Origin of the sequence: Paraburkholderia sp. 22099, from assembly GCF_052045835.1 — a bacterium.
GTDB classification, from domain to species: domain Bacteria; phylum Pseudomonadota; class Gammaproteobacteria; order Burkholderiales; family Burkholderiaceae; genus Paraburkholderia; species Paraburkholderia terricola.
Map to the genome: position 1 here is coordinate 50,223 of NZ_JBQEPU010000033.1, position 26,844 is coordinate 77,066.

General features: G+C 62.3%; 30 protein-coding genes and 1 pseudogene. 18 read left to right on the forward strand and 13 right to left on the reverse strand.

Features of this window, described 5'->3' with window-relative positions; all coding sequences use genetic code 11:
* Window positions 1-76: 76 nt before the first annotated feature.
* Window positions 77-1,003 carry a LysR family transcriptional regulator gene (locus tag ACTJLC_RS25915; protein WP_073430818.1) on the reverse strand — a complete coding sequence of 309 codons (927 nt, stop codon included), beginning with the start codon at window positions 1,001-1,003 and terminating at the stop codon, window positions 77-79.
* Window positions 1,004-1,173: 170 nt separating this feature from the next.
* Here ACTJLC_RS25915 and ACTJLC_RS25920 point away from each other — a divergent pair, with 170 nt between their 5' ends.
* The 6 genes from ACTJLC_RS25920 to ACTJLC_RS25945 are packed head-to-tail and all read left to right on the forward strand — an operon-like array spanning window position 1,174 to window position 7,908.
* Window positions 1,174-2,700 carry an ABC transporter substrate-binding protein gene (locus ACTJLC_RS25920; protein ID WP_083082669.1) on the forward strand — a complete coding sequence of 509 codons (1,527 nt, stop codon included), beginning with the start codon at window positions 1,174-1,176 and terminating at the stop codon, window positions 2,698-2,700.
* Window positions 2,701-2,757: 57 nt separating this feature from the next.
* Complete coding sequence (locus ACTJLC_RS25925; RefSeq protein ID WP_073430816.1) at window positions 2,758-3,675, forward strand: ABC transporter permease; 918 nt, start codon at window positions 2,758-2,760, stop codon at window positions 3,673-3,675.
* A 9-nt stretch (window positions 3,676-3,684) separates the two neighbouring features.
* On the forward strand, window positions 3,685-4,590 hold the full coding sequence (locus ACTJLC_RS25930; protein WP_073430815.1) for an ABC transporter permease: 906 nt from the start codon (window positions 3,685-3,687) through the stop codon (window positions 4,588-4,590).
* A 14-nt stretch (window positions 4,591-4,604) separates the two neighbouring features.
* Complete coding sequence (locus ACTJLC_RS25935; protein WP_310129563.1) at window positions 4,605-5,594, forward strand: ABC transporter ATP-binding protein; 990 nt, start codon at window positions 4,605-4,607, stop codon at window positions 5,592-5,594.
* A gap of 8 nt (window positions 5,595-5,602) precedes the next feature.
* Complete coding sequence (locus ACTJLC_RS25940) at window positions 5,603-6,457, forward strand: ATP-binding cassette domain-containing protein (protein WP_440845627.1); 855 nt, start codon at window positions 5,603-5,605, stop codon at window positions 6,455-6,457.
* A gap of 29 nt (window positions 6,458-6,486) precedes the next feature.
* Window positions 6,487-7,908 (forward strand): M20 family metallopeptidase, encoded by a 1,422-nt coding sequence (locus ACTJLC_RS25945; RefSeq protein WP_154872152.1) that lies wholly within the window; start codon window positions 6,487-6,489, stop codon window positions 7,906-7,908.
* 330 nt (window positions 7,909-8,238) lie between these two features.
* On the opposite strand, the gene ACTJLC_RS25950 is transcribed toward ACTJLC_RS25945, so the two are convergent.
* Window positions 8,239-8,805: a hypothetical protein gene (locus ACTJLC_RS25950; RefSeq protein ID WP_143031964.1), complete on the reverse strand. Its 567-nt coding sequence runs from the start codon at window positions 8,803-8,805 to the stop codon at window positions 8,239-8,241.
* A 495-nt stretch (window positions 8,806-9,300) separates the two neighbouring features.
* Between ACTJLC_RS25950 and ACTJLC_RS25955 the strand changes: the two genes are divergently transcribed.
* Window positions 9,301-9,606 carry a hypothetical protein gene (locus ACTJLC_RS25955; RefSeq protein WP_310129568.1) on the forward strand — a complete coding sequence of 102 codons (306 nt, stop codon included), beginning with the start codon at window positions 9,301-9,303 and terminating at the stop codon, window positions 9,604-9,606.
* Here ACTJLC_RS25955 and ACTJLC_RS25960 read toward each other — a convergent pair.
* The gene (locus ACTJLC_RS25960) at window positions 9,560-10,435 is read right to left on the reverse strand and encodes a LysR family transcriptional regulator (RefSeq protein WP_310129569.1); all 876 of its coding nucleotides are present in this window, start codon (window positions 10,433-10,435) and stop codon (window positions 9,560-9,562) included. The genes ACTJLC_RS25955 and ACTJLC_RS25960 overlap by 47 nt on opposite strands.
* A gap of 167 nt (window positions 10,436-10,602) precedes the next feature.
* Here ACTJLC_RS25960 and ACTJLC_RS25965 point away from each other — a divergent pair, with 167 nt between their 5' ends.
* The 3 genes from ACTJLC_RS25965 to ACTJLC_RS25975 all read left to right on the forward strand — a co-directional run bounded on the left by ACTJLC_RS25965 (window position 10,603) and on the right by ACTJLC_RS25975 (window position 12,366).
* Window positions 10,603-11,472, forward strand: coding sequence for an NmrA/HSCARG family protein (locus ACTJLC_RS25965; protein ID WP_310129571.1), 870 nt, complete (start codon window positions 10,603-10,605; stop codon window positions 11,470-11,472).
* 236 nt (window positions 11,473-11,708) lie between these two features.
* Window positions 11,709-11,873 carry an FmdB family zinc ribbon protein gene (locus tag ACTJLC_RS25970; RefSeq protein ID WP_073430801.1) on the forward strand — a complete coding sequence of 55 codons (165 nt, stop codon included), beginning with the start codon at window positions 11,709-11,711 and terminating at the stop codon, window positions 11,871-11,873.
* A gap of 106 nt (window positions 11,874-11,979) precedes the next feature.
* Complete coding sequence (locus ACTJLC_RS25975; RefSeq protein ID WP_114163876.1) at window positions 11,980-12,366, forward strand: ester cyclase; 387 nt, start codon at window positions 11,980-11,982, stop codon at window positions 12,364-12,366.
* A 38-nt stretch (window positions 12,367-12,404) separates the two neighbouring features.
* Here ACTJLC_RS25975 and ACTJLC_RS25980 read toward each other — a convergent pair whose 3' ends face one another.
* On the reverse strand, window positions 12,405-12,848 hold the full coding sequence (locus ACTJLC_RS25980; protein WP_083082685.1) for a hypothetical protein: 444 nt from the start codon (window positions 12,846-12,848) through the stop codon (window positions 12,405-12,407).
* Window positions 12,849-12,934: 86 nt separating this feature from the next.
* Between ACTJLC_RS25980 and ACTJLC_RS25985 the strand changes: the two are divergent.
* From ACTJLC_RS25985 to ACTJLC_RS26000, 4 genes and pseudogenes are all read left to right on the forward strand, one after another.
* A pseudogene (locus tag ACTJLC_RS25985) lies at window positions 12,935-13,353 on the forward strand (DUF5131 family protein); the annotation flags it as partial.
* Window positions 13,354-13,615: 262 nt separating this feature from the next.
* Complete coding sequence (locus ACTJLC_RS25990; RefSeq protein WP_083082686.1) at window positions 13,616-13,999, forward strand: DUF2946 domain-containing protein; 384 nt, start codon at window positions 13,616-13,618, stop codon at window positions 13,997-13,999.
* 102 nt (window positions 14,000-14,101) lie between these two features.
* Window positions 14,102-14,998, forward strand: a complete 897-nt coding sequence (locus ACTJLC_RS25995; protein WP_073430398.1) for a hypothetical protein — start codon at window positions 14,102-14,104, stop codon at window positions 14,996-14,998.
* Between the two features lie 56 nt (window positions 14,999-15,054).
* Window positions 15,055-15,393: a copper resistance CopC family protein gene (locus ACTJLC_RS26000; protein ID WP_227470623.1), complete on the forward strand. Its 339-nt coding sequence runs from the start codon at window positions 15,055-15,057 to the stop codon at window positions 15,391-15,393.
* Window positions 15,394-15,756: 363 nt separating this feature from the next.
* On the opposite strand, the gene ACTJLC_RS26005 is transcribed toward ACTJLC_RS26000, so the two are convergent.
* Entirely contained in the window at window positions 15,757-16,203 is a 447-nt protein-coding gene (locus tag ACTJLC_RS26005; RefSeq protein WP_073430400.1) for a hypothetical protein, read from the reverse strand.
* A gap of 32 nt (window positions 16,204-16,235) precedes the next feature.
* Window positions 16,236-16,604: an antibiotic biosynthesis monooxygenase family protein gene (locus ACTJLC_RS26010; protein WP_073430401.1), complete on the reverse strand. Its 369-nt coding sequence runs from the start codon at window positions 16,602-16,604 to the stop codon at window positions 16,236-16,238.
* Window positions 16,605-16,708: 104 nt separating this feature from the next.
* Between ACTJLC_RS26010 and ACTJLC_RS26015 the strand changes: the two genes are divergently transcribed.
* Window positions 16,709-17,185 carry a MarR family winged helix-turn-helix transcriptional regulator gene (locus tag ACTJLC_RS26015; protein WP_073430402.1) on the forward strand — a complete coding sequence of 159 codons (477 nt, stop codon included), beginning with the start codon at window positions 16,709-16,711 and terminating at the stop codon, window positions 17,183-17,185.
* A 144-nt stretch (window positions 17,186-17,329) separates the two neighbouring features.
* Here ACTJLC_RS26015 and ACTJLC_RS26020 read toward each other — a convergent pair whose 3' ends face one another.
* The 6 genes from ACTJLC_RS26020 to fae all read right to left on the reverse strand — a co-directional run bounded on the left by ACTJLC_RS26020 (window position 17,330) and on the right by fae (window position 23,004).
* Window positions 17,330-18,277 (reverse strand): quinone oxidoreductase family protein, encoded by a 948-nt coding sequence (locus ACTJLC_RS26020; RefSeq protein WP_073430403.1) that lies wholly within the window; start codon window positions 18,275-18,277, stop codon window positions 17,330-17,332.
* A 47-nt stretch (window positions 18,278-18,324) separates the two neighbouring features.
* Window positions 18,325-19,179, reverse strand: a complete 855-nt coding sequence (locus ACTJLC_RS26025) for an SDR family oxidoreductase (protein ID WP_073430404.1) — start codon at window positions 19,177-19,179, stop codon at window positions 18,325-18,327.
* A gap of 407 nt (window positions 19,180-19,586) precedes the next feature.
* Window positions 19,587-19,988, reverse strand: coding sequence for a cupin domain-containing protein (locus ACTJLC_RS26030; RefSeq protein ID WP_073430405.1), 402 nt, complete (start codon window positions 19,986-19,988; stop codon window positions 19,587-19,589).
* Between the two features lie 88 nt (window positions 19,989-20,076).
* The gene (locus ACTJLC_RS26035; protein ID WP_374710268.1) at window positions 20,077-20,901 is read right to left on the reverse strand and encodes an AraC family transcriptional regulator; all 825 of its coding nucleotides are present in this window, start codon (window positions 20,899-20,901) and stop codon (window positions 20,077-20,079) included.
* Window positions 20,902-20,982: 81 nt separating this feature from the next.
* Window positions 20,983-22,296: an MFS transporter gene (locus tag ACTJLC_RS26040; protein ID WP_154872162.1), complete on the reverse strand. Its 1,314-nt coding sequence runs from the start codon at window positions 22,294-22,296 to the stop codon at window positions 20,983-20,985.
* 174 nt (window positions 22,297-22,470) lie between these two features.
* Window positions 22,471-23,004 (reverse strand): formaldehyde-activating enzyme, encoded by a 534-nt coding sequence (gene fae / locus ACTJLC_RS26045; RefSeq protein WP_154872163.1) that lies wholly within the window; start codon window positions 23,002-23,004, stop codon window positions 22,471-22,473.
* Between the two features lie 367 nt (window positions 23,005-23,371).
* On the opposite strand from fae, the gene ACTJLC_RS26050 reads away from it, so the two are divergent.
* From ACTJLC_RS26050 to ACTJLC_RS26060, 3 genes are all read left to right on the forward strand, one after another.
* Complete coding sequence (locus tag ACTJLC_RS26050) at window positions 23,372-24,349, forward strand: quinoprotein relay system zinc metallohydrolase 2 (protein WP_244143187.1); 978 nt, start codon at window positions 23,372-23,374, stop codon at window positions 24,347-24,349.
* Window positions 24,350-24,414: 65 nt separating this feature from the next.
* Window positions 24,415-25,293 carry a quinoprotein dehydrogenase-associated SoxYZ-like carrier gene (locus tag ACTJLC_RS26055; RefSeq protein ID WP_235004902.1) on the forward strand — a complete coding sequence of 293 codons (879 nt, stop codon included), beginning with the start codon at window positions 24,415-24,417 and terminating at the stop codon, window positions 25,291-25,293.
* An 11-nt stretch (window positions 25,294-25,304) separates the two neighbouring features.
* Window positions 25,305-26,381, forward strand: a complete 1,077-nt coding sequence (locus tag ACTJLC_RS26060; RefSeq protein WP_310129584.1) for an MBL fold metallo-hydrolase — start codon at window positions 25,305-25,307, stop codon at window positions 26,379-26,381.
* A gap of 13 nt (window positions 26,382-26,394) precedes the next feature.
* Here the strand turns inward: ACTJLC_RS26060 and ACTJLC_RS26065 are convergent, their stop codons facing one another.
* Window positions 26,395-26,652 (reverse strand): hypothetical protein, encoded by a 258-nt coding sequence (locus tag ACTJLC_RS26065; RefSeq protein ID WP_073430409.1) that lies wholly within the window; start codon window positions 26,650-26,652, stop codon window positions 26,395-26,397.
* Between the last annotated feature and the right edge of the window lie 192 nt (window positions 26,653-26,844).

The window sequence follows — 26,844 nt, forward strand, 5'->3', positions numbered from 1 at the left end:
CACGGAAAAAAAACCGTTGCAATGGGGTGGACAACGGGTACGCGATGCACCCGCAACGCGTGCGAAGCGCGATGCGCTAACGCGTGCTGTCGGCCTCGGCTTCCGCGAAACGGCCGCGCAGAAACTCCAGAAACAGTTGCACGACCTTCGGCAGCGTGCGGCCGACGAGCGTCTGCAATTCGATGCAGCGCGCGTCCATGCCGAGGTCATGAATCGGAATCACCGCCAGTTCGCCGCGCAGTTGCCGGTGTCGAACCGTGACTTCGCCCGCGATCGAAATGGCGTCCGACGCCAGCGCGAAATTATGGAGCGACACGATGTAGTTGCTCACCACGACGGGCTCGATCACGAGGCGCAACTGGCTCGCGACGATATCGAACACTTGCCGGATCGTCGTGCCGGTGTCGGGCAGTGCGAGCGGATAAGCGCTCACTTGCGACAGCGATACCTGTTCGAAGCGCGCGAGCGGATGGCCGCGGCGCATCACCGCCATGACGGGCGCCGCCTGCCGGTGCTCGACCTTGATTTCGCTCTGCGGCGTCCGGCTGAACGTCACGCCGATGTCCGCTTCGCCCTTGCGCACGCGCCGCGTCACCTCGGCCGGCGCGCTCACCAACAGTTGGAAGATCATGCCCGGATACTTTTCGCGGAAGTCAGAGATCACCTGCGGCAAAAACTCGATCGCGAAGCCCTCAGAGGTCGCGACCCGCACCAGGCCGCGCCGCAAGCCTTGCAGCGCATCGACGTCCTGCACCAGCCGGTCCGCTTCGAGCGCCATGCGAAACGCGTAAGCGGCGAGCATTTCGCCCGCCGCGCTCGCGACCATGCCGCGCGGCCGGCGCTCGAACAGCGGCGTGCCGAGCGCCTGTTCGAGGTTGGCGATCTGGCGGCTGATCGCCGAGCCGGCAACATTCAACCGCGTCGACGCTTCACTGATCGAGCCGCATCGCACGACCTCGAGAAAATAGCGCAGCGAGGTTTCCTGAAGATGGTGATGTTTCATGCCGGTCGTCCCATGCTGCGTGTGCGATGCCGCGTGTGCGATGCCATTTCGGCAACGGAGATTTATTGTTTCGATAATAGTCGCAACAAAATTCCCCGATTAGTCTTCTCCTGTGATCGCATGACGTGAATCGTCGCGTCGTGGCGGCAACCTCTTCATGGGAGCTTGCAATGAATCGTCGTGCCGAACCCTTGCGCCTCGCGCTGCTCGCTGTTTGCCTGTCGGTTTCGCTGCATGCCCATGCGGGCAAGTCGAACGACACGCTCATTTACGCGTCCGACAGCGAGCCCGAGAACATCTCGCCTTATCACAACAATTTGCGCGAAGGCGTGATCGTCGCGCACATGGTGTGGGACACGCTGGTCTACCGCGACCCCGCCACCGGCAGCTACAAGCCGGAACTGGCCACCGCGTGGAAATGGGAATCGCCGACCGCGCTGCTGGTCGATCTGCGCCGCGACGTGTCGTTCCAGAACGGCGACAAGTTCACCGCCGACGACGTCGTCTTCACGCTCAACTACGTGGTCTCGCCCGACTCGAAGGTCGTCACGCGGCAGAACACCGACTGGATCAGGAGCGCCGAGAAAGTTGGCGACTACCAGGTTCGCATCAACCTGAAGGCGCCGTTCCCGGCGGCGCTCGAATATCTCGCCGGCCCCACGCCCATCTATCCCGCGGCCTACTTCAAGAAGGTCGGCCTCGAAGGCTTCAGCAAGGCGCCGATCGGCACCGGTCCGTACAAGATCACCGCCGTCACGCCGGGCGTCGGCGTGACGATGGTGAAGAACCCCGCTTACTTCAAGGGCAGCCCGCTCGGCACGCCGAAGATCGGCACCGTCAAGTTCGTCGTGATTCCCGATCCCGAAACGCGCTCGGCGCAATTGATGACCGGCGCGGTGGACTGGATCTGGCGCGTGCCCGCCGACCAGGCCGATTCGCTCAAGGCGTCGCCGGATCTGACGGTGATCGGCGGCGAGACCATGCGGGTCGGCTATCTGTCGATGGACGCCGCCGGCACCTCCGCGCCGAACTCGCCGTTCAAGGACGCCCGCGTGCGCCAGGCGGTCAACTATGCGATCAACCGCGCCTCGCTCTCGAAGGATCTGGTGCGCGGCGGCAGCCAGCCGGTCTACGCGGCGTGCTTTCGCACGCAGTTCGGCTGCGATACGTCGGGCGTCGTCAAGTACGAATACAACCCCGCGAAAGCCCGCGAGTTGCTGAAGGCCGCCGGTTATCCGAACGGCTTCGAAACGGATCTCTATGCGTATCGCGAGCGCGAATACGCGGAGGCGTTGATCGGCGACTTGCGCAAGGTCGGCATCAACGCACGGCTGCATTATTTGCAGTACGCCGCGCTGCGCACCGCGCAGCGCTCCGGCAAGACGCCGCTGACGTTCCAGGCGTGGGGTTCGTTCTCGGTCAACGATGCGTCCGCCTTCGTGAGCGTCTATTTCAAGGGCGGCCCCGACGACAGCGCGAAAGACGCGACCGTGGCGAAGTGGCTCGATACCGCCGATACGTCGAACGATCCCGCGGTCCGCAAGGCGGATTACGCGCAGGCGCTCAACCGCATCAGCAAGGAAGCGTACTGGGCGCCGCTCTTTTCCTATTCGACGAACTATGCCTTTACGTCGTCGCTGAACTTCAAGGCGTATCCCGACGAGTTGCCGCGCTTTTACGAGGCGAGCTGGAAATAAGCCGCGCGCGCGTTTTGCCGACGCGCTGTTTCGTTACCTCACTTTGCTGGAGCGCTCATGCTTGCCTACGTGCTTCGCCGGCTCGGTCTCGCAATCGCGGTCGCGCTGACCGTGTCGATCGTCAGCTTCGCGCTGCTGCACTTCTCCGGTGACCTGGCGACCGCGATCGCGGGACCGGAAGCGACCGCTGCGCAGGTCGACGCGCTGCGGGTGCAATACGGCCTCGACCGTCCCGTGACCGCGCAGTATGTCGACTGGTTGTGGCACGCGGTTCATCTGGACTTCGGCCGCTCGTTCTTCTTCCAGTCGTCGGTAATGGAACTGATCGCCGAGCGCCTGCCGATCACGCTGAAGCTTGGCGGCATTGCGCTGCTGATCGCGGTGCTGGTCGCGATTCCGCTAGGCGTGATCGCGGCGCTCTACCGCGACAGTTGGGTCGACCGCCTCGCGCTGCTGATCGCGGTGATCGGCCAGGCCATGCCGAGCTTCTGGTTCGGCCTCACGCTGATCCTGGTCTTCGCGGTCGGCCTCAAATGGCTGCCGGTGGCGGGCAACGCCAGTTGGCAGCATTTCGTGTTGCCGGCCATCGCGCTCGGCTACTACGCGACGCCCGCGATGATGCGGCTCACGCGCGCCGGCATGCTCGACGTGCTCGGCGCGGACTACATTCGCACCGCGCGCGCCAAGGGTCTGAGTCCGGCTCGCGTCGTGTTCAAGCATGCGCTGCGCAATGCGCTGATTCCGGTGGTCGCGCTCGCCGCCGTGGAACTGGGCTTCATGCTCGGCGGTTCGGTGGTGATCGAATCGGTGTTCTCGCTGCAAGGTCTCGGCCAGCTCGCATGGGACGCCATCGCCCGCAACGACTTTCCGGTCGTGCAGGCCGTCGTGCTGATCATCGCCATGTTCTATATCGCGCTGACCTTTCTCGCCGACGTCGCCAATGCGGCGCTCGACCCTCGCATCCGCACTCGCTAGGAACGGCTCATGGCATCGCACTCCCCCACCTTGCCCGCGCTGCGCGTCGACACCGCGCCGGTGCCGCCGTGGCGCCGCGCGCTGCGCCGTGTGCTCGGCCAGCACGGTCTGACGATCGGCGCGACGCTCCTCGCGATCATCGTCATGGCCGCGCTGTTCGCACCGCTGCTCGCGCCGCACGATCCCTACGGCCAGGATCTGTCGCGCCGTCTGCTGCCGCCGGTGTGGCACGCCAAGGGCAGTTGGCTGCATGCGCTCGGCACCGACAAACTCGGCCGCGATTATCTGAGCCGGCTGCTGTACGGCGCGCGCGTCTCGCTGATGATCGGCGCGGCCGCGGCAGCCATCTCGGGGCTGATCGGCACGACGCTCGGCGTACTCGCCGGCTATTTCGGCGGCCGCGTCGACGGCCTGATCAGCTACGTCATCACGACGCGGCTCGCGATGCCGGTCGTGCTGGTCGCGCTCGCCATGTCGTCGCTGATCGGCGGTTCGCTCAAGACTGTGATCCTGCTGCTCGGCCTGCTGCTGTGGGACCGCTTCGCGGTCGTATCGCGCTCCGTCACGCAGCAGTTGCGCGACGCCGAATTCATCGCCGCGGCCAAGGCCGTGGGCGCATCCACGTTCTACATCCTGTTGCGCGAACTGCTGCCGAACATCATGAGCGCGCTGATCGTCGTGGCGACGCTCGAAATGGCGCACGCGATCCTGCTCGAAGCCACGCTGTCGTTTCTCGGTCTCGGCGTGCCGCCGCCGATGCCGTCATGGGGGCTGATGATTTCCGAAGGCAAGGCGTACATGTTCTTCCAGCCGTGGGTGATCCTGATTCCGGGCAGCGCGCTCGCGGTGCTGGTCCTCGCCATCAATCTGGTGGGCGACGGCATGCGCGATCTGACCACCCCCGACGGCCGCTAACGAGGAGACAGACGATGGACGTATTGCTCGACGTCAACAACCTGCAAGTCGATCTGCCCACGCCAAACGGCATGCTGCACGCGGTGCGCGGGATCGACTTCCAGATCGAGCGCGGCGAGATGCTGTGTCTCGTCGGCGAATCCGGCTGCGGCAAATCGATGACCTCGCTCGCGCTGATGGGCCTGCTGCCGCGTCGCGCGACGCGGCGCGCGAACCGGCTCGCGTTCGACGGCATCGACTTGCAGACGCTCGACAACCGCGCGATGAGCAAGCTGCGCGGCAACCGCATCGCGATGATCTTCCAGGAGCCGATGACGTCGCTAAATCCGTCGTACACGCTCGGCAACCAGCTTTGCGAAGGACTGCGGCAACATCGCAACGTATCGGGCCGCGAGGCGCGCGACCGCGCTGTCTATCTGCTCGAACGCACGGGCATCGCCAACGCCGCCGAGCGGCTCGGCCAATATCCGCATCAGCTCTCGGGCGGCCTGCGCCAACGGGTCATGATCGCGATGGCGCTCATGTGCGAACCCGATCTGATCGTCGCCGACGAACCGACCACCGCGCTCGACGTGACGATCCAGGCGCAAATCCTGCGCATGCTGCGCGATTTACAGCGTGAATTCGGCACCGCCGTGCTGTTCATCACACACGACCTGGGCGTGGTCGCGCGAATCGCCGATCGCGTCGCCGTGATGTACGCGGGACAGGTGGTGGAAACCGCGCCCGTCGCGCAACTTTTCGCGCGGCCGGATCATCCGTACACGCGCGGCCTGCTCAACAGCATTCCCGTGCGCGGCAAGACGGCGCCGGGAAGTCATCTCGATGCGATTCCCGGCGTCGTGCCCTCGCTCGTCGGCGAGATCGACGGCTGCGCGTTTCGCAACCGCTGTTCGCTTGCTCGCGAGGCTTGCGCGCAAACGCAGCCGTTCGTCGAAACAGAGGCCGGTCATCACGCCCGCTGCATGTTGGCCGAAGCGTGCGCCGAGGAGGTGTTGCGATGAATGCCGTCATGCCCTCTCCCGCTGCATCAGCGGGAAACGCTGCGCGAAACGACATCGCGCTCGAGTTGTGCGCGCTTGGCCGCACCTTTGAACTGGGCCGCGGACTGTTTCGCGCGCCGCGCCTGTTCAAGGCCGTGGACGATGTGTCGCTGCGGCTCTATCGCGGCGAGACGCTCGGTCTGGTCGGCGAATCGGGATGCGGCAAGAGCACGCTCGCGAAGATGCTGCTCGGCCTGCTCGCGCCCACCACCGGCAGCGTGCTGATCGACGGCCAGCAGATCGACCCGCGCGCGTCGCTGCAAATGGCGCAAAAGATCCAGCCGATCTTTCAGGACCCGTATTCGTCGCTCAATCCGCGCAAGACCGTCGCGCAGATCGTCGGCCTGCCCTTGCTGCTGCACCGTCGCGGCACACGCGCGAGCCAGGCCGCCGAAGTGAAACGGATGCTCGACCTCGTGGGCATGCCGGAACGCACGCACCGGCAGTACCCGAATCAGTTGTCCGGCGGACAGCGGCAGCGCGTCGCCATTGCCCGCGCGTTGATTTTGCGGCCCGGCATTCTGATTTGCGACGAACCGACTTCCGCGCTCGACGTCTCCGTGCAGGCGCAAATTCTCAACCTGCTGCTCGACCTGAAGGCCGAGTTCGGCTTGAGCTATTTGTTCATCAGCCACGACCTGGGCGTGGTCGAACATCTCGCGGACCGCGTCGCCGTGATGTATCGCGGCAGCATCGTCGAACAGGCGAGCCGCGAAGACATTTTCGCCAATCCGCGCAATCCGTACACGCGGACCCTGCTGTCCTCCGTGCTGACGCCGGAGCCGGGCCTCGGCCTGCCCGAACTGAACCGCGACGCGGCCTGAACACCTACTTTTTACTGGAGATCGACACGATGAACCGCAGCCACGCCATCGACATGGCTACCTCCTATTTCGACGACGGCCGCTTCATGCACGTACTGGCCGAACGCGTCGCGCTGCATACGGAAAGCCAACTGGCGTCGAGCCGGCCTGCACTCTACGCGTACCTGCATGAGCAGATGGTGCCGGAACTCGAGGCGCTCGGTTTCACCTGGCAGATCGTCGACAACCCGATTCCGGACAAGAGCCCGTTTCTGATCGCCGAAAGAATCGAGGACCCGTCGGCGCTGACCGTGCTGACTTATGGACACGGCGACGTGGTCCCCGGTTACGACGCGCAGTGGCGCGCGGGGCTCGACCCGTGGCGTATCGTCGTGGACGGCGACCGCTGGTATGGACGCGGCACGGCCGACAACAAGGGGCAGCACACGATCAACCTCGCCGCGCTCGCGCAGGTGATCGACGCGCGCGGCGGCCGGCTCGGCTACAACGTCAAGGCGATCATCGAAATGGGCGAGGAAACCGGCTCGCCCGGCCTCGCGAGCGTGTGCGCCGACCATCGCGAGGCGCTTGCGGCGGACCTGTTCATCGCGTCGGATGGTCCGCGCGTGGCGGCGTCGCGGCCGACGATCTTCCTCGGCTCGCGCGGCAATTTCAACTTCACGATGCGGCTGGAATTGCGCGAGGGCGCGCATCATTCGGGCAATTGGGGCGGCCTCCTGCGCAGCCCCGGCATCCGCCTCGCCAACGCGCTCGCCACGATGGTCGACGCGCAGGGGCGGATTCTCGTCAAGACGCTGCTGCCGGAATCGCTGCCGCAAAGCGTGCGCGACGCGCTGCGCTCGATCGAGGTCGGCGGCGGTCCGAACGATCCCGAGATCGATCCGAACTGGGGCGAGCCGGGACTCTCGCCCGTCGAGCGGCTGATCGGTTGGAACGCGCTCGAAGTGCTGGCGTTCAAGACCGGCAATCCCGAGTCGCCGGTCAATGCGATTCCGGGCTATGCGTTCGCGCACTGTCAATTGCGCTACGTGGTCGGCAGCGATAGCGAGAACCTGCTGCGGCACATTCGCGAGCACCTGGACATGCACGGCTTCACCGATATCGAGGTCACGACGAGCGGCACGCCGATGCAGGCGACGCGGCTCGATCCCGACGATCCGTGGGTGCGCTGGGGACTCGCTTCGATTCAGGCGACCACAGGGGAGGAGCCGGCGCTTTTGCCTAACCTGGGCGGGTCGCTGCCGAACGACGTGTTCGCGGAGATTCTCGGTTTGCCGACGCTGTGGGTGCCGCATTCGTATGCCGCGTGCTCGCAGCATGCGCCGAATGAGCATTTGCTGGGTAGCGTTGCACGGCAGGCGTTGCAGATCATGGCGGGGTTGTTTTGGGATCTGGGGGAACAGGGGGCGGGAGTTCGCGAGGGAGTGCGGGTGGCGGGGGCGGTGGGTTAGACGGGGAAGCAACTACGATTCATCCAGGGAGCAAGGGATGGGCAGGACGGAGAACCCTGGCGCAGACGACGCCGCCAGGGCGCAGAAGATTGGGCAGATCCCATTCACTTCATCATGCTCCCGGCCGGTCGCGTAGCACCCCGTTTTGCCAGGAGCGTGTCCTCGTATGGATTCGGATTTACATTCCTGTTTTGAACGACGCAGAACAAATCAATTAGTGAATGCCATTGCTCTGGTACAGACCCAATCCTGACCAAGATTCGGTTGAAGTTCGGCGGTCCCCTACGTCTGAATTTTGTGTTTGCATTTAGGTTGGCAGGTCGGATAGCATCAAGCGCAACTGATTCCCTTGGCGCTTATAAATGTCCTGCTGGTTGTTCCGGTCGGAACGACTTCGAGGTTATTTGTCGTATCGGTAAGCAGGACATCGGTGTAGCTTACGCACGCCAGCACTGAACTCTGTCCGGATGGGCAAGAAAAGCTTCCCGGCCCCGGCGGCTCTACTGTGATGCTGGATACGACACGGCCATTCTTTACTTTTACGTTTGTGAGACTGGCGCTGATAGGCGATGGGCCCACCTTATTGGTGGATTGGGGATGGTTGCCGCCGCCATTGATGCAGGCATACACGGCGGTACCGCTCGCCGTCAGCGTATAGCTGACATCGGCGTTGCCCAGCCCGCGTTCGTCAAAGGCCACGGTCAGTGCTCCGTTGGAACCGACACTCGCGTCCGCACTGAAGAAAAACGCTGCTAAGGCTGAAGCCGCGACAACGGAAAGAGCCGCTGCTACTATCACTTTTTTCATTTCAACCTCACTCGAAAATGAAAATGGAAAGTCCTGTATTGTGCTCAACTTCCAATCTGTGTTGCTTTCTGCGCTTGCGAAATTCGTCAAAGCTTTTCCCTGCGGCCTAGCGATAGGCAACGCACAGTCGTCGACACTGCTGTCGGAATGAATAAAAGGCTGGTGATAATCTAAATAACGCGAATTGCTGGTCTCCTCCTTTTTGTATTAAAAATATAGATGCTTGTATTTATGGGATTTGCTACGGATAATTTAATTTCCGTCGCCTATATTTCATGACCCAGTATAGGTTTATTGGAAGACGTCTTTTACAGTCGCCTTCGGACAAATCCCCCGTCTGCGACGCCGCTTGTGGCGATGCCGAGCGGCAGCTTCGGCCGATTCGCGATGGCCGCTTATGCGAGTTGCGGAGGTGACTCCAATGGCGATCGAGTACTTTGCTGGGACTAATTCAGGCACAAGAACATTACAGTGCCGCGCTCGCAGGTTGGCATGGCGTGCGCGCTTTACGTGCGTGACGCTACCGATTGCTTTTCGGACCCATTCGCCGTTTCATTCTCTTCTGACGATCCTTGGGAGAAGCGCATGGAACATCCACTTCCCGACGCGCCACAGCGCTTCGTTATCAGCCATGACGCCGAGGCCGACTTCAAGACCGGCGGCCTGCGCGACTATTCCGCTTATCGAGACCTCGGCGTCGGGGCGGCAACGAATGGGCTCGTCAAAGCGCATGTGATCCGCATGATCGCTCCGTTCCGTCCGGAACTCAGCGTGCGGCATCATTCAGGGCGAGCCGATGCGCAATCCGCGATGGCGGGAATGGCCGTTGTACGTTGGTTGTCTTCTATCCCTTCAGCACGAGCGACGCTTCCGGGAACTGATCGCACATGAACTCGACAAAAGCGCGAACCTTCGGCGACGAAAGACGCCGCGAGGTGTGCAAGACCCATAGCGCGGCTTCCACCCCCGAAACCGTGCCCCACTGGACCAACTCCCCCCGACTAAGCTGGCTCCATGCAATGGACTGTGGCAGCAGGGCAGCGCCTCCGCCCGCGACAGCCGCGTCGCGGATCATGAGGAACGAGGAAAGTCTGAGCCTTGGGACGGGTTGCAAAACCAGGCGCCCGTCATCGAGGATCCAGTTGGTGGGTTCGAAGTTCGAAAACACGATGCCGGGAACCGCGCTGACCGCGCCCGGGTCGGGCATGGGTACCGAGGGCGCGGCCACCACAACGAGCCGGTCCTTGGCGAAGCACCGGCCCACCAGACTGCTATCCGGGCTCGGGTTGATCCGGATCGCGACATCGAACCGCTCCTCGACGAGGTCGACGAGGCGATCCTCAGCCACCAGTTCGATCGTGATCTCCGGGTAGGCCGCACAGAACCCGGCGCAAATCCGCCCCATCGCCAGCTGCGAGAACAGCATCGGCGCTGCGACACGCAAGCGTCCGCGCGGCGCCGACAGTCCCTCCTTGGCCGCGGTCATGGCTTCGGCCACCTCGTACATCGGCCCTTCGGTTCGAGCCATCAGCATCTCGCCGGCTTCCGTGAGTTTCAGCCCGCGGACGCCGCGCTCGATGAGCCGCACGCCGAGTTGCTCTTCCAGATCGGCAATCCGCCGGGACAGCGTCGCCTTCGACTTGCCACTTGCACGGCTTGCCTTTCCCAGTCCTCCATGTATTGCGACAAGCGCGAAGTCGGCCAGAGCGTTCAGATCCATGGTGTTTCACTTTTGAAACAAGGTGTCTACATTTTCACGTCTTCGTTTTAAGAGTGCAACAGCTTATCTTCTCGTTACCGCAACTCGATAGAGAGCGCAAACGACTCCCGCAGCGACGAGGTCGTGGCGGACTTCTCGCGCTAATCCATCCCTTTCTGGAGATTCACATGAGCATTCTGGTTACCGGTGCGAATGGCACCATTGGTTCTCTCATCGTTCAACGCCTGGCCGACGCTGGCGCCGGGGTCAAGGCGCTCGTTCGCCAGCAGGGCAAGCGGAGCTTCCCCGCGGGCGTCACCGAAGTGGTCGGCGACCTGACGGACGTGCCCTCGATGCGCGCAGCGCTGTCGTCGGTGCGAACGCTATTCCTGCTGAACGCCGTCACGCCCGACGAATTGACACAAGGCCTTATAGCGCTGAACCTGGCTCGCGAGGCCGGCATCGAGCGCATCGTGTACCTGTCGGTGATCCATGCGGACAAGTACACGAACGTGCCGCACTTCACGAGCAAGCACACGGTCGAGCGCATGATCGAGAGCCTCGATATTCCGGCGACCATCCTGCGTCCGGCCTATTTCATGCAGAACGAGCAGATGGTCCAGCAGGTGATCCAAAACCATGGCGTCTATCCGATGCCGATCGGCTCCGCCGGCGTCGCGATGGTCGATACGCGAGACATTGCGGACGTTGCCGTCGCGGAACTCCTGCGCCGTGACCGGGCTTCGGCTCCGCTTGCGCGAACCACGTTGGAACTGGTCGGCCCGGATGCATTGACGGGCGCGTCAGCGGCGCGGATCTGGAGTTCCGCGCTGGGACGCGAGGTGACTTATGGGGGCGATGACGTGGCGGCGTTCGAGGCGCAGATGGCCTCGTGGGGTCCCGCCTGGCTGGCGTACGACATGCGTCTGATGATGGGCGGCATCCAGAAGTTCGGGATGCATGGCGCGCAAGACGCGGTGGATCGCTTGCAGGCGATTCTCGGACGGCCCTTGCGCACGTACGCCGATTTTGTGGCGGAGGCCACTAGCGCGGGCTAGACGGCGCAGGTGAGGTGAGACGCGGGCACGGTCCGTTCAGCTCATGGATATTGCGGCGACAGGTCGTGAACGGGAATATCGGCGTTGCCTGCGGCGCATACGCTGAGCGCGGCGTGAGACGCGTCCGCGGGCGTTTCCTGCGCGTTCCTGCACTAGAATGGATTATTCTTGGCTGCGGGCCGTCGCCGGCAATATCTGGCCAGCACGACGTGCGGGATTCTCGTTGGAGGAATGCCATGCCGACTTACCAGTACAGGTGCGAGAAGTGCGGTGAAATGTTCGAACATGCCGAGCATCTTGCTGAACATGAAACCGCTCATCCGGCTTGCCCGAAGTGCGGCAGCCAGCAGGTTCAGCACACACCCACGCCATTTGTCGCGAAGACATCCAGAAAGAGCTGAAATCCGGCTGGCCGATCAAAGGTAAAATCCGGCCAGAGCCGGCCGTTCGACATCATGGCCCGGATCGTTATCACTTAGCTGATCCGTTAACGCACGGGGGCTTGCGATGGGCGAACCCAATCTTTCGGAAGTCTATCGGGGCTATATTGCCTGCCTTAACGCGCAGGACTGGTCGAAGCTGGGACGCTTTGTTGGCGACAACGTGAAATACAACGGCCAACGGATCGGCTTATCAGGCTATCGCGAGATGCTTGAAAGAGATTTCCGCGAAATTCCGGATCTACGCTTCGAGATTCAGCTCCTCGTTTGCGAGCCGCCGCACATCGCAAGCCGATTGCATTTTGACTGTACTCCGATCGGTACGTTTCTCGGGCTTCCCGTGCAAGGGAGACGGGTGGCGTTCGCCGAAAACGTCTTCTATCAGTTTCGCGGAGAGAAAATTCAGGAAGTCTGGTCGGTTATCGATAAGGCTGCGATTGAGAGGCAGTTGTAGCGGCGCATGGGCGTCGGCGCCGGGTTGGCTGACTTCGGTCAGGCGAGATTCTCGTGCAACCATACGATCCACCAACGCCACATCGGTACCTGATGATAAAGCTGAGTGGTTGTAATAGACATACAGGTCGTGATCTCAGCGTATTTTCCAGCCACCATTCCGAACCGCGAGTCTGGAACTTCGTCCTCTGACCATTGACACCACCAGTTCTTCGTATCGCCAACAAGACAGTATGGGAAGCGCTGGGGTCGGCTCATATCATTCATCCTCCGAGCCGACACGAAATTCTGATCAATCAGAACCTTGTAAGTCATCGGGATGTCGGTCTTTTCGTTGCCGCGGCAAATGCCGTTTACCTGTTCTCCATCACAAGACAACATGTAAACAGTAACTTCATTTTCGAAGGGCATCCAGGTGGCTATCTGGTCGGGTAAAAACCAGAAGCTTGCGGCGACTACGAGATGACCAATAAGTCGATTCATTCTGCAGACACCTCCGTCAGGTGGCCACGACAGCAGCGAAAAGGGCGACCCAGGTCTCGCGGCCCTTGTTGAGGGGCAACCCTGTCATGAGCGAGAACAGCAAAATCGCATGGATTGACCACACGTTCGACCCGTGGGAGGGTTGTCAGGAGGTCGGCCCCGGCTGCGACCACCGCTACGCTCAAACGCACAACGCGCGCTTCTCTGACGGCACGGCCGCGGGCGTACTTGCGGCGCCGCACGTCGGCAGCGAACCGGCGCAAACCGCTGCAGTGGTCCAGACTGGCTTCTGCTCACGAAGCGGATCGGAAATGCAGCGGCAATGATCGAGAAGAGCCTTCGCCTCGTCGGGCGGGACGTCAACGCACCGTGGCCATTGTCGAACGTCTGGCTCCGCGCGACAGTGGTAAACCAAACAGAAGCGGATCTGTGACATCCCCAGTCACTCGCGATGCCGGCGAGCGCGATCCTTTGCGCGGAACTACTGGTCGGTCCGGTCGATGTCGAACGGCCAATGCCCGGGCCGGACCTCGATCGGTGCGGCCGATTGCTTTCCCAGATGCGAGAAAATCAGACGAGGTAGCCGGCAGGCGATATCGGTGAGCATTGCGTGGCAACGCTGACGTACGTCTCGACGGCATGTCGCCAGGATATTGATCTCGCGGAATCGTCCCATCAACAAATGTGATGTACCCCATACGCGCCTTATACGCTGGGTGCCATAATCGCGCACCATGACGACAGCGTCGCCCCAACCGGCCCGACCCATGCTCGCGCGTTTCCACCTGAAGATTGGCAGCCTTCTGGGATTGCTGGCGATCCTGATGGCGACATTCGCGCCGACCGTGTCCCAGACGCTCGCCGCGAGCCGCGATGGGACGGCTCTTTTTTCCGCCACGCTTTGCTCCGCGCAATCGTCGCCAGACGACGCGCCGGATAGCCATGGTGCTTCCCACTCGCTGGCGTCCCACTTGCAGGCCTGCGGATACTGCAACCTGCTTGCGCACATGCCAGCGTTGCCAGGCGTTCAAGTCGCGTTTGCCGTTGTGGTCTGGGCAATCCAGCATCGCATTGCAACCCGGTTCGATAGCATCCGGCGCGTCCTGCCATTCGTCGCTGCCCAGCCCCGCGCCCCGCCAGCGTCATTCTGAATCAAGTCTTAGCGACGCGATGCATTAGCCGCATCGCAGTGTGTCGCGCGCCTGTCACCAGACAGGCGGCGGCCTGACGACGACTTCAAACAGGAATGAATCATGCACACCATTTCAAGGCGCGGCGGTAAACCGCTGTTCGCGGCGGCCATCCTTTCGGCTGCCATCAGTTCACTTCTGCTATTCCCCTCGCTCGCATCTGCTCATGCGATTGCGGGCGACCGCGTCTTTCCGGCCACCATGGCGGTGGATGATCCCGGCGTAGGCGACGAAGCCAACCTTGTATACGGCCACCAGCGCGTGCCCGGTGACGATGGCGATCAGAGTATCAATACCTTTGATTTCGAGTACGACAAGCTGATCACACCAAGGCTGGCCCTCTCGGTCACCGGCTCCTATGAGATGCAAAACAACCCGACCGCCCGTGGTTTCAACAACTTCGGTCTCGGCCTGAAGTACCTGTTGTACGTCAACGAGGCGCACGAGTTCATGACGTCTGTCGGCGTCAATGCCGAATTTGGCGGCACGGGAAGCCGCGCGATTGCCGACAACTTCTCGACCATTTCGCCGACCGTTTATGTCGGCAAGGGCATGGGAGACCTGCCTGATTCGCTGGCCTACCTGCGTCCTATCGCGCTTACCGCCGAAGCCGCACCCGCCCTCACCACGGGCGCGGGACAGCCTAACGCCTTCAACTACGGCTTCACGTTCCAGTACAGCCTGCCGTACCTGCAGCAGCATGTACGTGACCTGGGTTTGCCGCAACCGCTTGCGAATATCATTCCGATAGTCGAGGTTCCGTTGTCGAGAAGCCAGGGGCAGACAACTGGCACGGTCAACCCTGGTTTCATCTGGGTCAACCGCTACGGTCAATTCGGCGTCGAAGCGCAGATCCCAGTGAACCGCGCGAGCGGCTCGCACGTGGGCATTCTCGTACAGGCCCACATCTTCCTCGATGATGTCGCGCCGAGAACACTCGGCAAACCGCTGTTCCAGTGATGAAGGAGTCCACGATGAACCGGAATCGAAGCACCCGGAGACAGGCCATCGTGGGCATGGCCGGCTTCTTCGCCGGCCTTGTTTTCGCCGACACCGCGTTTGCACACGTATTTCCGCAGAAACAGGAACCGGGAGCCGGCGCGAGCGTTGCTGCACCGTCGGGGGTGAAAATCATCTTCGACGGGCCGCTGGAGCCGGCATTTTCATCGCTCACGATCACCAATGCCGCAGGAAAGCAGGTCAACGCCGATAAGTCCCTGGTCGACCCGCATCAGCCAGAAGCGATCACCGTTGCACTGCCTCCTCTGCAGACCGGGCGCTATATCGTGCACTGGGTGGCAGTCGCTTCGGACGGGCATCGCAGCCACGGCGATTACACGTTCGAAGTCAAGTAGGCGTCGGCGGCATCGCAGCATGTCGAATTCTTTCTCGTACAGTTTGCGGTGCCGTCCGGCCTTTAAGGCGTTGAAGACGTGTTCGACTATCGTCTCGTCGAATTTCGTATCGGGGTCGAGGGTCTGCAAAGATCGCGACTTGCGGTTTGTGTGTGACCGTGAGAATTGAGCAGGACATTACTTTATCGCTGACCGATTCATTCGAGCCGGCAAGCGGACGCCCGCCACTTTTAATTGAGAGGCAGCAACGGGTCGGTCGCGTGCCGCGAATCGGCGACAGAGCGGTGACCGCCCAATCTCACCGATTCCACACGCCTGCGCGGATCGCTGACAACCAAAGTCGCTCCATCGCTGTTTGCGTGTTTACGCTGGTCGTCGGCGAAACCGACCTTTCATTCGCAGACCATCGCGCATGTTCAAGCCGAGCAATGCGATATTTGCAGCTCCCGCAAAAAGCTCGAGAGCCTGAACGCTATAGAAGACAGCATCGAACTCGCCCCCCTTCGCCTTGGCCGCGAGGAAAAAGGCCGCGGGCATGAGCACCAGAATGCCGTTGGCGGCGATCAGCTGTGTGCGCCTGATCTTCGCGTCGACCAGCATCGGTCGCCGTCCCCTGGCGGAAGCGAACCCTGAGCCTCCCGTTGCTGCGAGCGCCGGAACAAGTAGCGTGAAGCCCCAGCATATGGCCGCCTTGACTACAGCAACGGTCGCGTGAGACGCGAACAGTTCCGCAAGAACCGTTGACATCCAGAACGCCGCAATCGTGAGAATCGCGAGCATGCCGGCAACTGGATGAATCATTTTGAGCATGGTGTCCTTCCTTTTCCGCAAACCTGTTTTCGCTATGCGACGCAGATGCCCGACACTGCAACTTTCTGGAACAGATGCGGACTGGCAACGGTCGAGGACGGATACGTCGAGAGCTTTGCCCGAAACTCCGGATGTGTAAACGCTGCCCGGAAATGGGAGGTCGTCTCCCAGACGGCATAGTTGAGATAGGCCGGGCTATCGCCGATCGCCCGGTGAAGCTGGGTCGAAATGAAACCCGGTTGCTGCTTCATGAACCCCGCGTCGTCTCGCCAAGCCTGGAGGAATACCTGCTCGTCGCTTCTGTCCAACGTGAACACATTCACCAGGATGACGGGGGAGACGTCGAGGGCGATCTGACGCTCAAGCGGAAAGGCAGCATCCAGAGGGCGGATGGATGGCATGATTGGACTCCGGAAGATGAGTGGATAACGATACGAAGCTTCCTATGTTGACACCATGTTGTCAATTGGTAAACTTTGATTCATATTGGATTTCTGGTAACCAAATGAAAAAAACCAAGCGAACCCGGGCGGGAACGGCTCTGACTGACCTCATCCTCGGCATGTTTCGGGCCAATAATCTTACATTGGCGTGGGGCGACCGCCTTGTCGCTCCTCTTGGACTAACAAGCGCCCGCTGGCAGATTCTCGGCGCCATTGTGGCGGCGGATCGCCCCCAGCCGGTGGCTTGGCTCGCACGCGATCTCGGCGCCAATCGCCAGAACGTGCAGCGCATCGTCAACGATCTGGGTAAGGAAGGGCTTATCAGCTTCGAGCCCAATCCGCATCACCGCCGCGCGCAACTCGTCGTGCTAACCGACAAGGGACAGCGGACATACGACGCCGCCATCAGCCTGTACGACCCTCAGGTGAACGCACTCGCGGACGAATTCACCTTCGAAGACATCGAAATCGCCGGCCGTGTCATGACGGCCTTGCGGAAGAGACTCGAAGGAGATGAAGGTGCGGGAGGAGAAAGCTGAGCCCAGCGGCGCGTACGGCCGCGAAGCGGATGTAGGCAGGCGCTAGACCGGCGCGACTGGCCAGTTCGCTGCCTTGACGACAACGCTGGCGCGCGCGGTGGTGACCGCCATCGCGTCCCGAAGAATGGGGCGCGGTTGGCGGTTTCAGGCACGCAGTACGAGCCGGTAATCGTCCGCGCCGTCTTCCCACGCTTCAGCGACAGCCGAAAGCGGCAACGTTCTAACCGGCGTGTCAAAACCAGCCTCCGGTATCGCGGCAAGCAACTCGCCAGCGCCTGCAACCAGCTCGTTCATCGAGAGGCTTCCGATGCCACATCCGAGAATCTCCAGTCCTGAACTACGCAGGCTGTGAGCGCTGATCGCAATCGACTCTCCCGCGATCGAACCAATCTGGACGTAGCGAAGCCGTGGCTCTCCGGCACTTGAGCCGCGATTGGCCGTCGCAGCAGCGATTATGCGAGTGGCCGGTTCACCCCAAAGGTAGTCCAGCACCACATCGACCCCCTCCAAAAAGGCGCGACGCAGCGCCTCATCCGCATTCTGGTCCAGAGGGATCTTATCGACTGCCTCGGGCAGTGAGGCCAGCTTGGTCTCGTTGCGACCAGTGGCAATAATCCGGCTCGCCCCGAGATTTGTCGCGATCTGGACGGCGAGTGCGCCGGCGGAACCCGTTGCCCCATTGATCAGCACAGTTTCGCCTGCTTGAAATTCGGCGCGGCTTCTGAGCGCAACCCAGGAGGAGAGCCCTGCGGTCACGACGGCCGCCGCGCGCTCGTCGGCGACGCCCTCGGGCACGGGAACGACGGAACTCGTCGCAACGAGCGTTTTCTCCGCCATGGATCCGAACGGCGGCTTTGGAAACAGGAAGTACACCCGCCGACCGGCAGCGTCGGTCCCGACGCCATCGATCCCCGGCACAAAACCGGCCGCGGCACCACTGGCGTAGTGCTTGCCGGCGGCGAGACTTTTCACGATCGGGCTAAGCGGTGCGACACTCACATTGACGACCGTCTCACCCTCACCCGCCTCTGGTTCGTCGTAATGGCCGAAGACGGGTGGCGATCCAAATGCATGAACGACTGCAGCCCGCATTTGCCTATCCTTTTACGAAAAGCATCTCAATTTCATAAAAACCGCCTTCAGCCTTTCAGGGCTTGAGCTACGGCATCGTATAGCGATGTGGTGGAGCGGCCGATCAGACGGCTCAAGCTGTGGCTGTCATCATGCAGGGCGCCTTTTGAGGCGGCGACATCGTATTCCACGAGCTTATTGGCTACCGGTTCGGCCAGACCGGCCCTGATCAGGGCCGCGCGAAACTCCCCTTCGGGCAAATTCGTATAGCCGATGGATCCGCCGGTCTGGCGCGCCACTTCGGCAGCAAGCTCAGCTAGCGTGTAGGGCTCGTCCCCCGCCAGTTCGTAGACCTTTCCAGCCTGTCCCGCCGATGTGAGAACCGCGGCCGCGGCCTCGGCATAATCGCGACGGGTCGCCGAGGCGATCCGGCCGTTGCCGGCGCAGCCGATGAAGGCATTGCGCTGAAGGGCCGACGAGAGCGACGCCAGGTAGTTTTCCGTGTACCAGCCGTTGCGGAGCAGCACATATGGCAAACCGCTTGCCTTGAGCATCGCCTCTGTTTCCCTGTGCGCAGCGGCAAGGCCGAGCGGCGAACTGTCGGCATGCAGCAAGCTTGTATAGGCGATCAGGCCGACCTTGTCCTTATTTGTGGCATCAATCACGTTGCGGTGCTGATGCACACGCTCGCCGGTGTCGGCGGATGAGATCAGAAGCAGCTTGTCCACGCCGGCAAAGGCCCGCTCGAGGCACTGCGCGTTGTCATAGTCTCCCTGACGGACCGTTACACCGTTGGCTTTCAAGACATCGGCCCTGGCGGGACTGCGAACGACGGCAACGATTTCCGCTGCGGGAACGGTCTTCAGAAGAGCGTCGATAACGAGTTTGCCCAGTTGGCCAGTAGCGCCGGTAACTGCGATCAAAGGGCCTCCGAGGTAAATGCCATTCTGAGCAATGTACCCTTGTTGACATCATGATGTCAACAAGGGTACATTGTATCAAATAAGAAATACCGCACATTCGGGCTGCTATCGCTGATACCGACACGCCAAGGATGGAAGAAGCCTCATATCGCGATTGAGACATTGTTGGTGAAGAGAGGAACGTCCGCTTCCCTCTGCCTCGACCGTTCCTTGTGGATCGTTTCCCCCAATCGCCCTATTCGCCACGATCAACAAACAATCGGACTCGCTTCAGCCCTGGTCCGGCCAACCCCGATCGTTCGCCCACCGTCTTTAGATGCTTGCCCCGCGAGCCCCACATTCCTGAGCGCGAGCCGCCGCCGCGCCCTACGAAACTCGCCCGCTACCCCCCCCTCGCCGGCACCACATCAAACCCACACATCATTCATCACCGTCCGATCGCTCGCCGCATCCCCAGTATTGACAACACCCCGCGGCTCGATAAGCAAAAGCTTGACCTCCGACTCCGCATACGGCTTATGTTCGACGCCCTTCGGCACCACCGCCAGTTCGCCCGCGCGCAGCAGGATGGAACCGTCGCGAAAGTCGATCCGCAATTCGCCCGCGAGCACGATAAAAGTTTCATCGGTTTCAGCGTGCCGATGCCAGAGGAAATCGCCTTCGATCTTCACCACCTTGAACTGATAGTCGTTCATTTCGGCAACCACGCGTGGCTGCCAATGACCGTCGATCAGGCCGATCTTCCCGATCAGATTGATTGCCTCGCCCTGACCACGCGACGCGGGCGCGGGTCCGATTATCTGCGTCATGATCTGCTCCGTCTGCTGTTGAACATGAAGCAGAGAATACGACTCGCAGCGAAGCCCGTCTTGAACGATCGTGCGTACCGGCTCGGCGCTAACGCACGCCTTTCGCGATTTGCAGCCAGCGAGCCGGAGGCATGCCGTATGTCTTCGTGAAGTGCCGCGTCATGTGGCTCTGGTCGGCGAAGCCGACGGCCGCGGCCACGTCGGCTAGCGTGACGCCACGCAGCATCATCGCTCGCGCGGCATCGAGCCGGCGCATGGTCAGGTAGCGGTAAGGGCTCGTGCCATAGAACGTTCGAAAATCGCGCGACAGGCTCCAGCGGTCCCGTCCGGTTGCTGTTTCGATTTCCTCCAGCGTGACGACCCGTTGCGAGTGCGCATGCAGATAGTCGCGCGCGAGTCGAGCACTGGCGAAATCTCCGCCGGCGCGCGGCGACGGCGTGCGGGACACCGCCGCGAGCGCAAGCGCCAGTTCAGCGAGCGCGTCGTGTCGTTCGAGCGGCTCGATGCGATGGGACGGTTGCTGCAGCAGGGTCTCGGTCGCCATCGACAAACGGACGTCCGTCGTCACGCCGCCCTCGATGAACGGCAGCGCCCGGCCGCCGAGGACGTCCTGAAACAGCGCCGGCTCGATATAAACCATCCGGTAATGAAAGCCTTCACCCGTGCCGGCCTGGCCGTCGTGCGGTTCGTCGGGATGAAGCACCATCGTATGGCCGGGCAAGCTGTGGCGCATGCCGCGCCGGTAGTTGAACGTTTGCACGCCGGCCAGCGTGCGGCCGATCGCGTAGGTATCGTGCCGATGCAGCGCATAAGCCTTGCCTTCGAAGAAAGCTTCGATGCGTTCGATCCCTTCCATCGGTTCAGCCCGATGCACCCAATCAGCGCGTTTCAGAACATTGTCTCGTTGCTTCATCGCGGTTATCGCACGCCGGCGATCGAAAGTTGAGCCTGTCTCCTAAGGCATTCGATAATAACGCAAGCGCGATTTGCCGCTCTACGCAGCGGCATCGTCCCTGATCGGTTGCCGAGCCATGAACCAGTAGAACAGCGCCGCACACCCCGCGATAGCGCCACCTGAAATAAACGCGAGCGCATACGATCCCGTCCGGTCGACAATAAAACCCGCGACAACAGGCGAGAAGGCCCCGCCGAAATAACCGCCGAAGTTCTGAATCGCGCTCACCGACGCAATCATCGACGAAGGCGCAATATCCGCCGCGAGCGCCCAGGCCGAACCAATCACCGCGGCAATGAAAGCAAGGCCGATGGTAAACAACACGAGCGTCACACTCAGCGCATGCGTAAACGGTATGGCAATCGCGCAAACGGCGGCGCCCGCCGCGCAGCACGCGATCAACAGCCGCTTCGCGCCGATGGGCGACGCGAGTTCCCGATCGACGATCTTCTTCGCCAGATAGCCCACCGCGATTTCACCCAACGCGCCGCCGACCCAAGGAATACCCGCGTACACGCCGAGTTGCGCGAACGAGATATGAAAGCGGTCGAGCAAATACAACGGTAAAAACACGAGGAAAATATTCCACAGCCAGATCGTGCAGAAGTAGCCGAGAATCATCCCCCACACGCTGCGGCGAGTGAACAGCGAGCGCCACTTGAGCGACGACGTCGCGAGCGATCGTTCACGGCCGCCGCCGCCCGCCTCGATATAGTCGAGTTCTTCCTTCGACAAGCGTTTGCTGTCGACCGGGTTGCGATAAAGCAGCAGAAACAGCAGCGCAAAGCCGATGCCAAACGCACCCGTCACATGAAACAGCGAGCGCCAGCCGAATGCGATCATCAATGCGACGAGCATGGCCGGCGCGAGCGCCGGTCCCCATTTCGACGACGAGTCCCACACGCCGGTCGCGAAACCGCGCTCCTTGGCCGGGAACCATGCAGCGGTGATTTTCGCCGAGGTCGGCCAGCACGGCGCCTCGCCCACCGCGAGCAACGCACGCATCACCACTAACCCCGAGATCGAACCGACCACGCCCGTCAACCAGGTCGCCACGCTCCACCAGATCATGCCGAGCGCGTACGCCCGCTTCGCGCCGAAGCGGTCGATCACCCATCCGGCCGGCAACTGCATCACCGCGTAAGTCCATGCGAACACGCTGCCGAGCAAGCCGATCTGCGTGCGCGTGAGCCCGAGTTCCTGAATCATTCCGGGCGCGGCGATCGACAGGCTCGCGCGGTCCAGATAGTTGATGATCCCGCCAAGCAGCAGCCAGATCAGCACATGCCAGCGGTAATTGAGGCGCGCGGGCCGCGTTGCGGCGGCCGATGCGGTGATGATGTCCTTGTCCAAATCGCGTCTCCGTTCAGATGGCCTCGCGCGGCCATTTTTTGGTCGTGGGTGACTGAACGGAAAGTGTACGAATGGAAACGCTCCGGCTTCAATGTCGAAACCGGATGGGCCGATAGCGTTTGCGTTATCGAATGGCGGCTTTCATCGAGCATTCACAAGTCGGCTCGCCGCCGCTCAACTCCAGTCATCCATATCGTGTTTGATGCTGTGGCGATTGGCGATCAGCGTCTCGACGCTCGGCTCGTTGTTCATCGCGCGCTGGATCGCGAGCTTCGTCGCCTCGTAGTTGGTGCGGTACATGTCCTTCTTGTCGAGGTTGGGGTCGCTCACGCAACGCGGGTCGATCCATACGAGGCTGATGATGCACAGGTCGTTGGCCTGGTCCTTGGGCAGAATACCCTCGATCAAACAATCGACCACCGCGTCGGCAGTGGCGGACTGCACGACTCCGCCGAACAGATCGATGGTCGCCATGTCCTTCAGCGTGACCTTCGGGACGATGATGGTCGCGGGCCGCACCATCTGATTGCACGCGCGAATCGCGAACATCGCCGTGTGCCCCTTGCTTTGCGCCATCATGCCGGCGAACGCGTGACCGACCGGGCCGTCGACGCGGCCGATCAGGATCTCCGGCATGGCGTCGGTCGCCTGGCCGTCGGCGGCGAACACGGTCGCTTCGCCCGCGCGGAATGTCAGATCGGTACTCATGGGTAAGCTCCTTGGCTGGTTGCAGGGATAAATCGCTGGTCGAAAAGACGGCTGAATGCAAGGACAATGCCCAGGGCGCGCGATCGAGTGCGCGACCGGCACATATGCCGCTATATCGGCGCGAAGTCGTGGCGTTACGGCGTTTTTGTTTCTGGCGGCACGACGCACGGATACGCATGACGGGCGGCCGTGGAAGGTGACAGTGAGCAAAGTGTCAGCCTTTCGTTACAGCAAGCCACGGGAAGTCGCTAGGTTATTCGCGGAAGCCCGCGCTATGATTTCGCCGAGCCTCACTTCTTTATCAACTTACGGTGAAGACCGCAGTGCATCCCATCTCCGGTTCCTTATGGTCGCGGAAATAAACGGCTTGATCCGCCCGGAGATCCGCGCGCTCATCGCAGGGTTATGCGCCGCGTTGCTGTGCGCCGCAGCAACGCCGTCAGCGGATGCGGCGCCATCCACGGCCAAGGCCGTATCCCAGCCGGCCGTGTTGAGCGTCACGCAACTGGCGCCGGGGCTCTACGCCCACCGCGGCCACGACGATGTTGCGACGCGTCAGAACGGCGGCGACATCGCCAACGTCGGCTTCGTGATCGGCACACGCTGCGTCGCGGTAATCGATACCGGCGGCACCGCCGCCGAGGGCCGCGCGCTGCGCGCCGCGATTCGCGCCGTCACGCCGCTGCCGGTGTGTTATGTGATCAATACCCACATGCATCCCGACCACATTCTCGGCAACGCCGCGTTCGTCGACGATCATCCGCAATTCGTCGGCAGCGACAAACTGGCGGAAGCGGAGATGTCGCACGCGGCAAACTATCTGCGCGTGCTGACGCGCGAACTGGGCGACGTCGCCGCCGGCAGCCGCGTGATTCCGCCCACGCTGCCGGTTCACGACACGCTCGATCTCGACCTCGGCTCGCGCGTCCTGACGTTGCGCACGTGGAAAACTGCCCATACGAACAACGATCTGACCGTCTACGATAAAAGAACAGGCACGCTGTGGCTCGCCGATCTGCTGTTTGCGGGCTGTCTGCCGGTGATCGACGGCAGCGTGCTCGGCTGGCTCGACGACCTCGCGACAATCCGCGCACTGCCGGGCGTGCGGCGTGTGGTGCCGGGGCACGGTCCCCTGCGCGTTCAATGGCCCCAGGCGCTGGATGCCGAACGCGACTATCTGGCTCGCCTCGCGCGCGATGTCCGCGCGGCAATCCGTGCCGGCCAGACCATGCAGCAGGCCGTCGATACGATCGGCGTCGATCAGCGCGGCCGGTGGCGGCTGGTCGATGTCTATCACCGCCGCAATGTGACGGCGGCGTATGCCGAACTCGAGTGGGAGCAGTAGCAGTAGCAGGACCCATGAGCGCCGCGCGCATGCCGTGCCCGCGCCGCGAATGAAGGAGACGACAGATGCAAGCCATGAAACCTCACGCGGTGACATGGGCCGCAGGATTCGCGCTCGTCAGCATGCTGACGATGGGCCACGTGACCCAGGCGGCGCAGTCCTCGCCCGACGACGACCCCAACAAGGTGGCCAGTTGGCTGGATTTCCGCGCGGGCACCTTCCAGGACCGGCCGATCGACGCCCACGGCGATGCGGTCATCAAGCTCGACGCGCCGAAGCGCGCCGCCGACGCCGCGATCGTGCCGATCTCGATCACCGCGCAATTCCCGCAAACGCCCACGCGCTACATCCGCAAGATTTATCTGTTCATTGACCAGAACCCCGAACCCTACGCGGGATGGTTCGAGTTCACGCCCGAGTCGGGACGCGCCAGCATCGAAACGCGTGTACGTGTGGAGGATTACACGTTCATGCGCGCCATTGCGGAGACCAACGACGGCCGCCTGTATAGCGCGGTGCGTTTCGTCAAGGCGTCGGGCGGCTGTTCGGCGCCGGCCGGCAAGGACGACGAAGCCGCCGCGGTGAATGTCGGCAAGATGCGTCTGCGCACCGAGGGCGCCGCGCCCGCCGGCCAACCGCAACTCGCGCAGCTGATGATCAGCCATCCCAATCGTACCGGCATGGCGATGAACCAGATCACCCGCATGTATGCGTCCGCCTATTACGTTCGCAAGATCGACGTGACCTACGCGGGCAAGCCGGTGATGACCGCGAACGTGAATTTCTCGATCAGCGAGAATCCGAACTTCCGCTTTTATTTCATGCCGCGCGGCAGCGGCGAACTGAAGGCGGCCGTACAGGACACGCAAAAACACGTCTTCGAAAGCGCGATCAGCGTGCCGGCGCAAGGCGTCGCGGCCCAGCCCGCGCCGGCGCACATGTGACGAAGAAGCGGATGAGCGAGGCACGTCACGCGCGCGCCGCTTCGACCCAGCGCATCTCGCGGTGCATGGCGGCAGCGCTCGCCGGTACATGGCTCGCGTTGCTGATGCTGGTCCTGCCGTTGCGCACCGCGCACGCGCAGCCGGCCGAGGCCGACGCAGCGTCCACGCAAGCGTCGCCCGCGATGGCGGCATCGGGCAGCGCTGTCCTGCCCGCGGTCGCGACGGGGCGTGACACTCCGAAGCCGGTCGAACTCGCGCCGGGCGTCTACGCGATGCTCGGCAACGGCGACGCGGTCGCGCCGCGCAATCATGGCATCGTCGCGAATAACGGCTTTCTGGTGGGCCCGAGCGGCGTGGTGGTGATCGACACCGGCTCGTCGTACCGCTATGGCCGCGCGATGATCGAAGCGATTCATCGCGTCACGCCCTTGCCGATCGAGTTGGTGATCCTCACCCATCAAGCGCCCGAATTCGTGTTCGGCGCGGCCGCGTTTCGCGATGCGGGCGTGCCGATTCTGGCGCACCGCCGCACCGCCGAATTGATCGCCGCACGCTGCGCGATCTGTTTGAAGAATCTGCGCCGCACACTGGGCGAGGACGAAATGGCCGGCTCGCGCGTGACGGTGCCGGACCGCACCGTCGACGATTCGACGCGCCTCCAGGTGGGCGGGCGCGAACTCGAACTGCTCTACTTCGGCACCGCCGCGACGCCGGGCGACCTTGCGGTGCGCGACGTGCAAACCGGCGTGCTGTTCGCCGGCGCGCTCGTGAACATCGGACGTATTCCCGAGCTTCGCAACGAGTCGATCCCCGGCTGGCTCGCTGCGCTCAAGCAGATCGACAATACGCCTGGCGTCGCCAAGGTGGTGCCCGCCTTCGGTCCGGTGGTCGCGCCTGCGCGCATCGGCGAGACCGGCGAGTACCTGCGCGCACTCGATGCGGCGGTGCGTCACGCGTACGCTTCCGGCGACGGACTCGTGAGCGCGAAGGAGCGCACACAAACACCGCGCTTTCGTACATGGAAACTGTATTCGGTGGCGCACCCGCAAAACGTGCAACGGGTTTATCTGGAGTTGGAGCAGCGCTGAGCGATAAGGAAACTCATTGCTTGATCGGTGCTGTCTCGCTCGACGCCGACGCTCCCTCGGGCGACATCGCTTTCGCGCGCTTGTCCATCAGGGTGCCCGACGCGTTGCCATGAACGCCCTTGCCGGCTTCTTCCTGCATCTGCTGTCCGGCCTTTCCCGGTTCCTCGCGTGGCTGGGCCTGCGTGGTCGATTTATCGGTTCCGCCTTGCGCAAACGCGCAGACGCTGGCGGCGATCGCTATCGCGCCGCTCGCTATTCTGATCATGTTCATGGTCGTCTCCCATTCGAAGCTGTCTCGTCGCCGTATAGGCACAGTGATATCAGCATCACGCGTGCCAGCAACCGTAAGCGACTCGGCCCGACCGTTTCCCCGTTCGCGCGCGCGTGAGGCATGGTGGTGATGGTTGTGTCGGAGTCAGTGTAGATCAAGTGAGATCGTGTCCACGATCGGCGATCGTGGGCA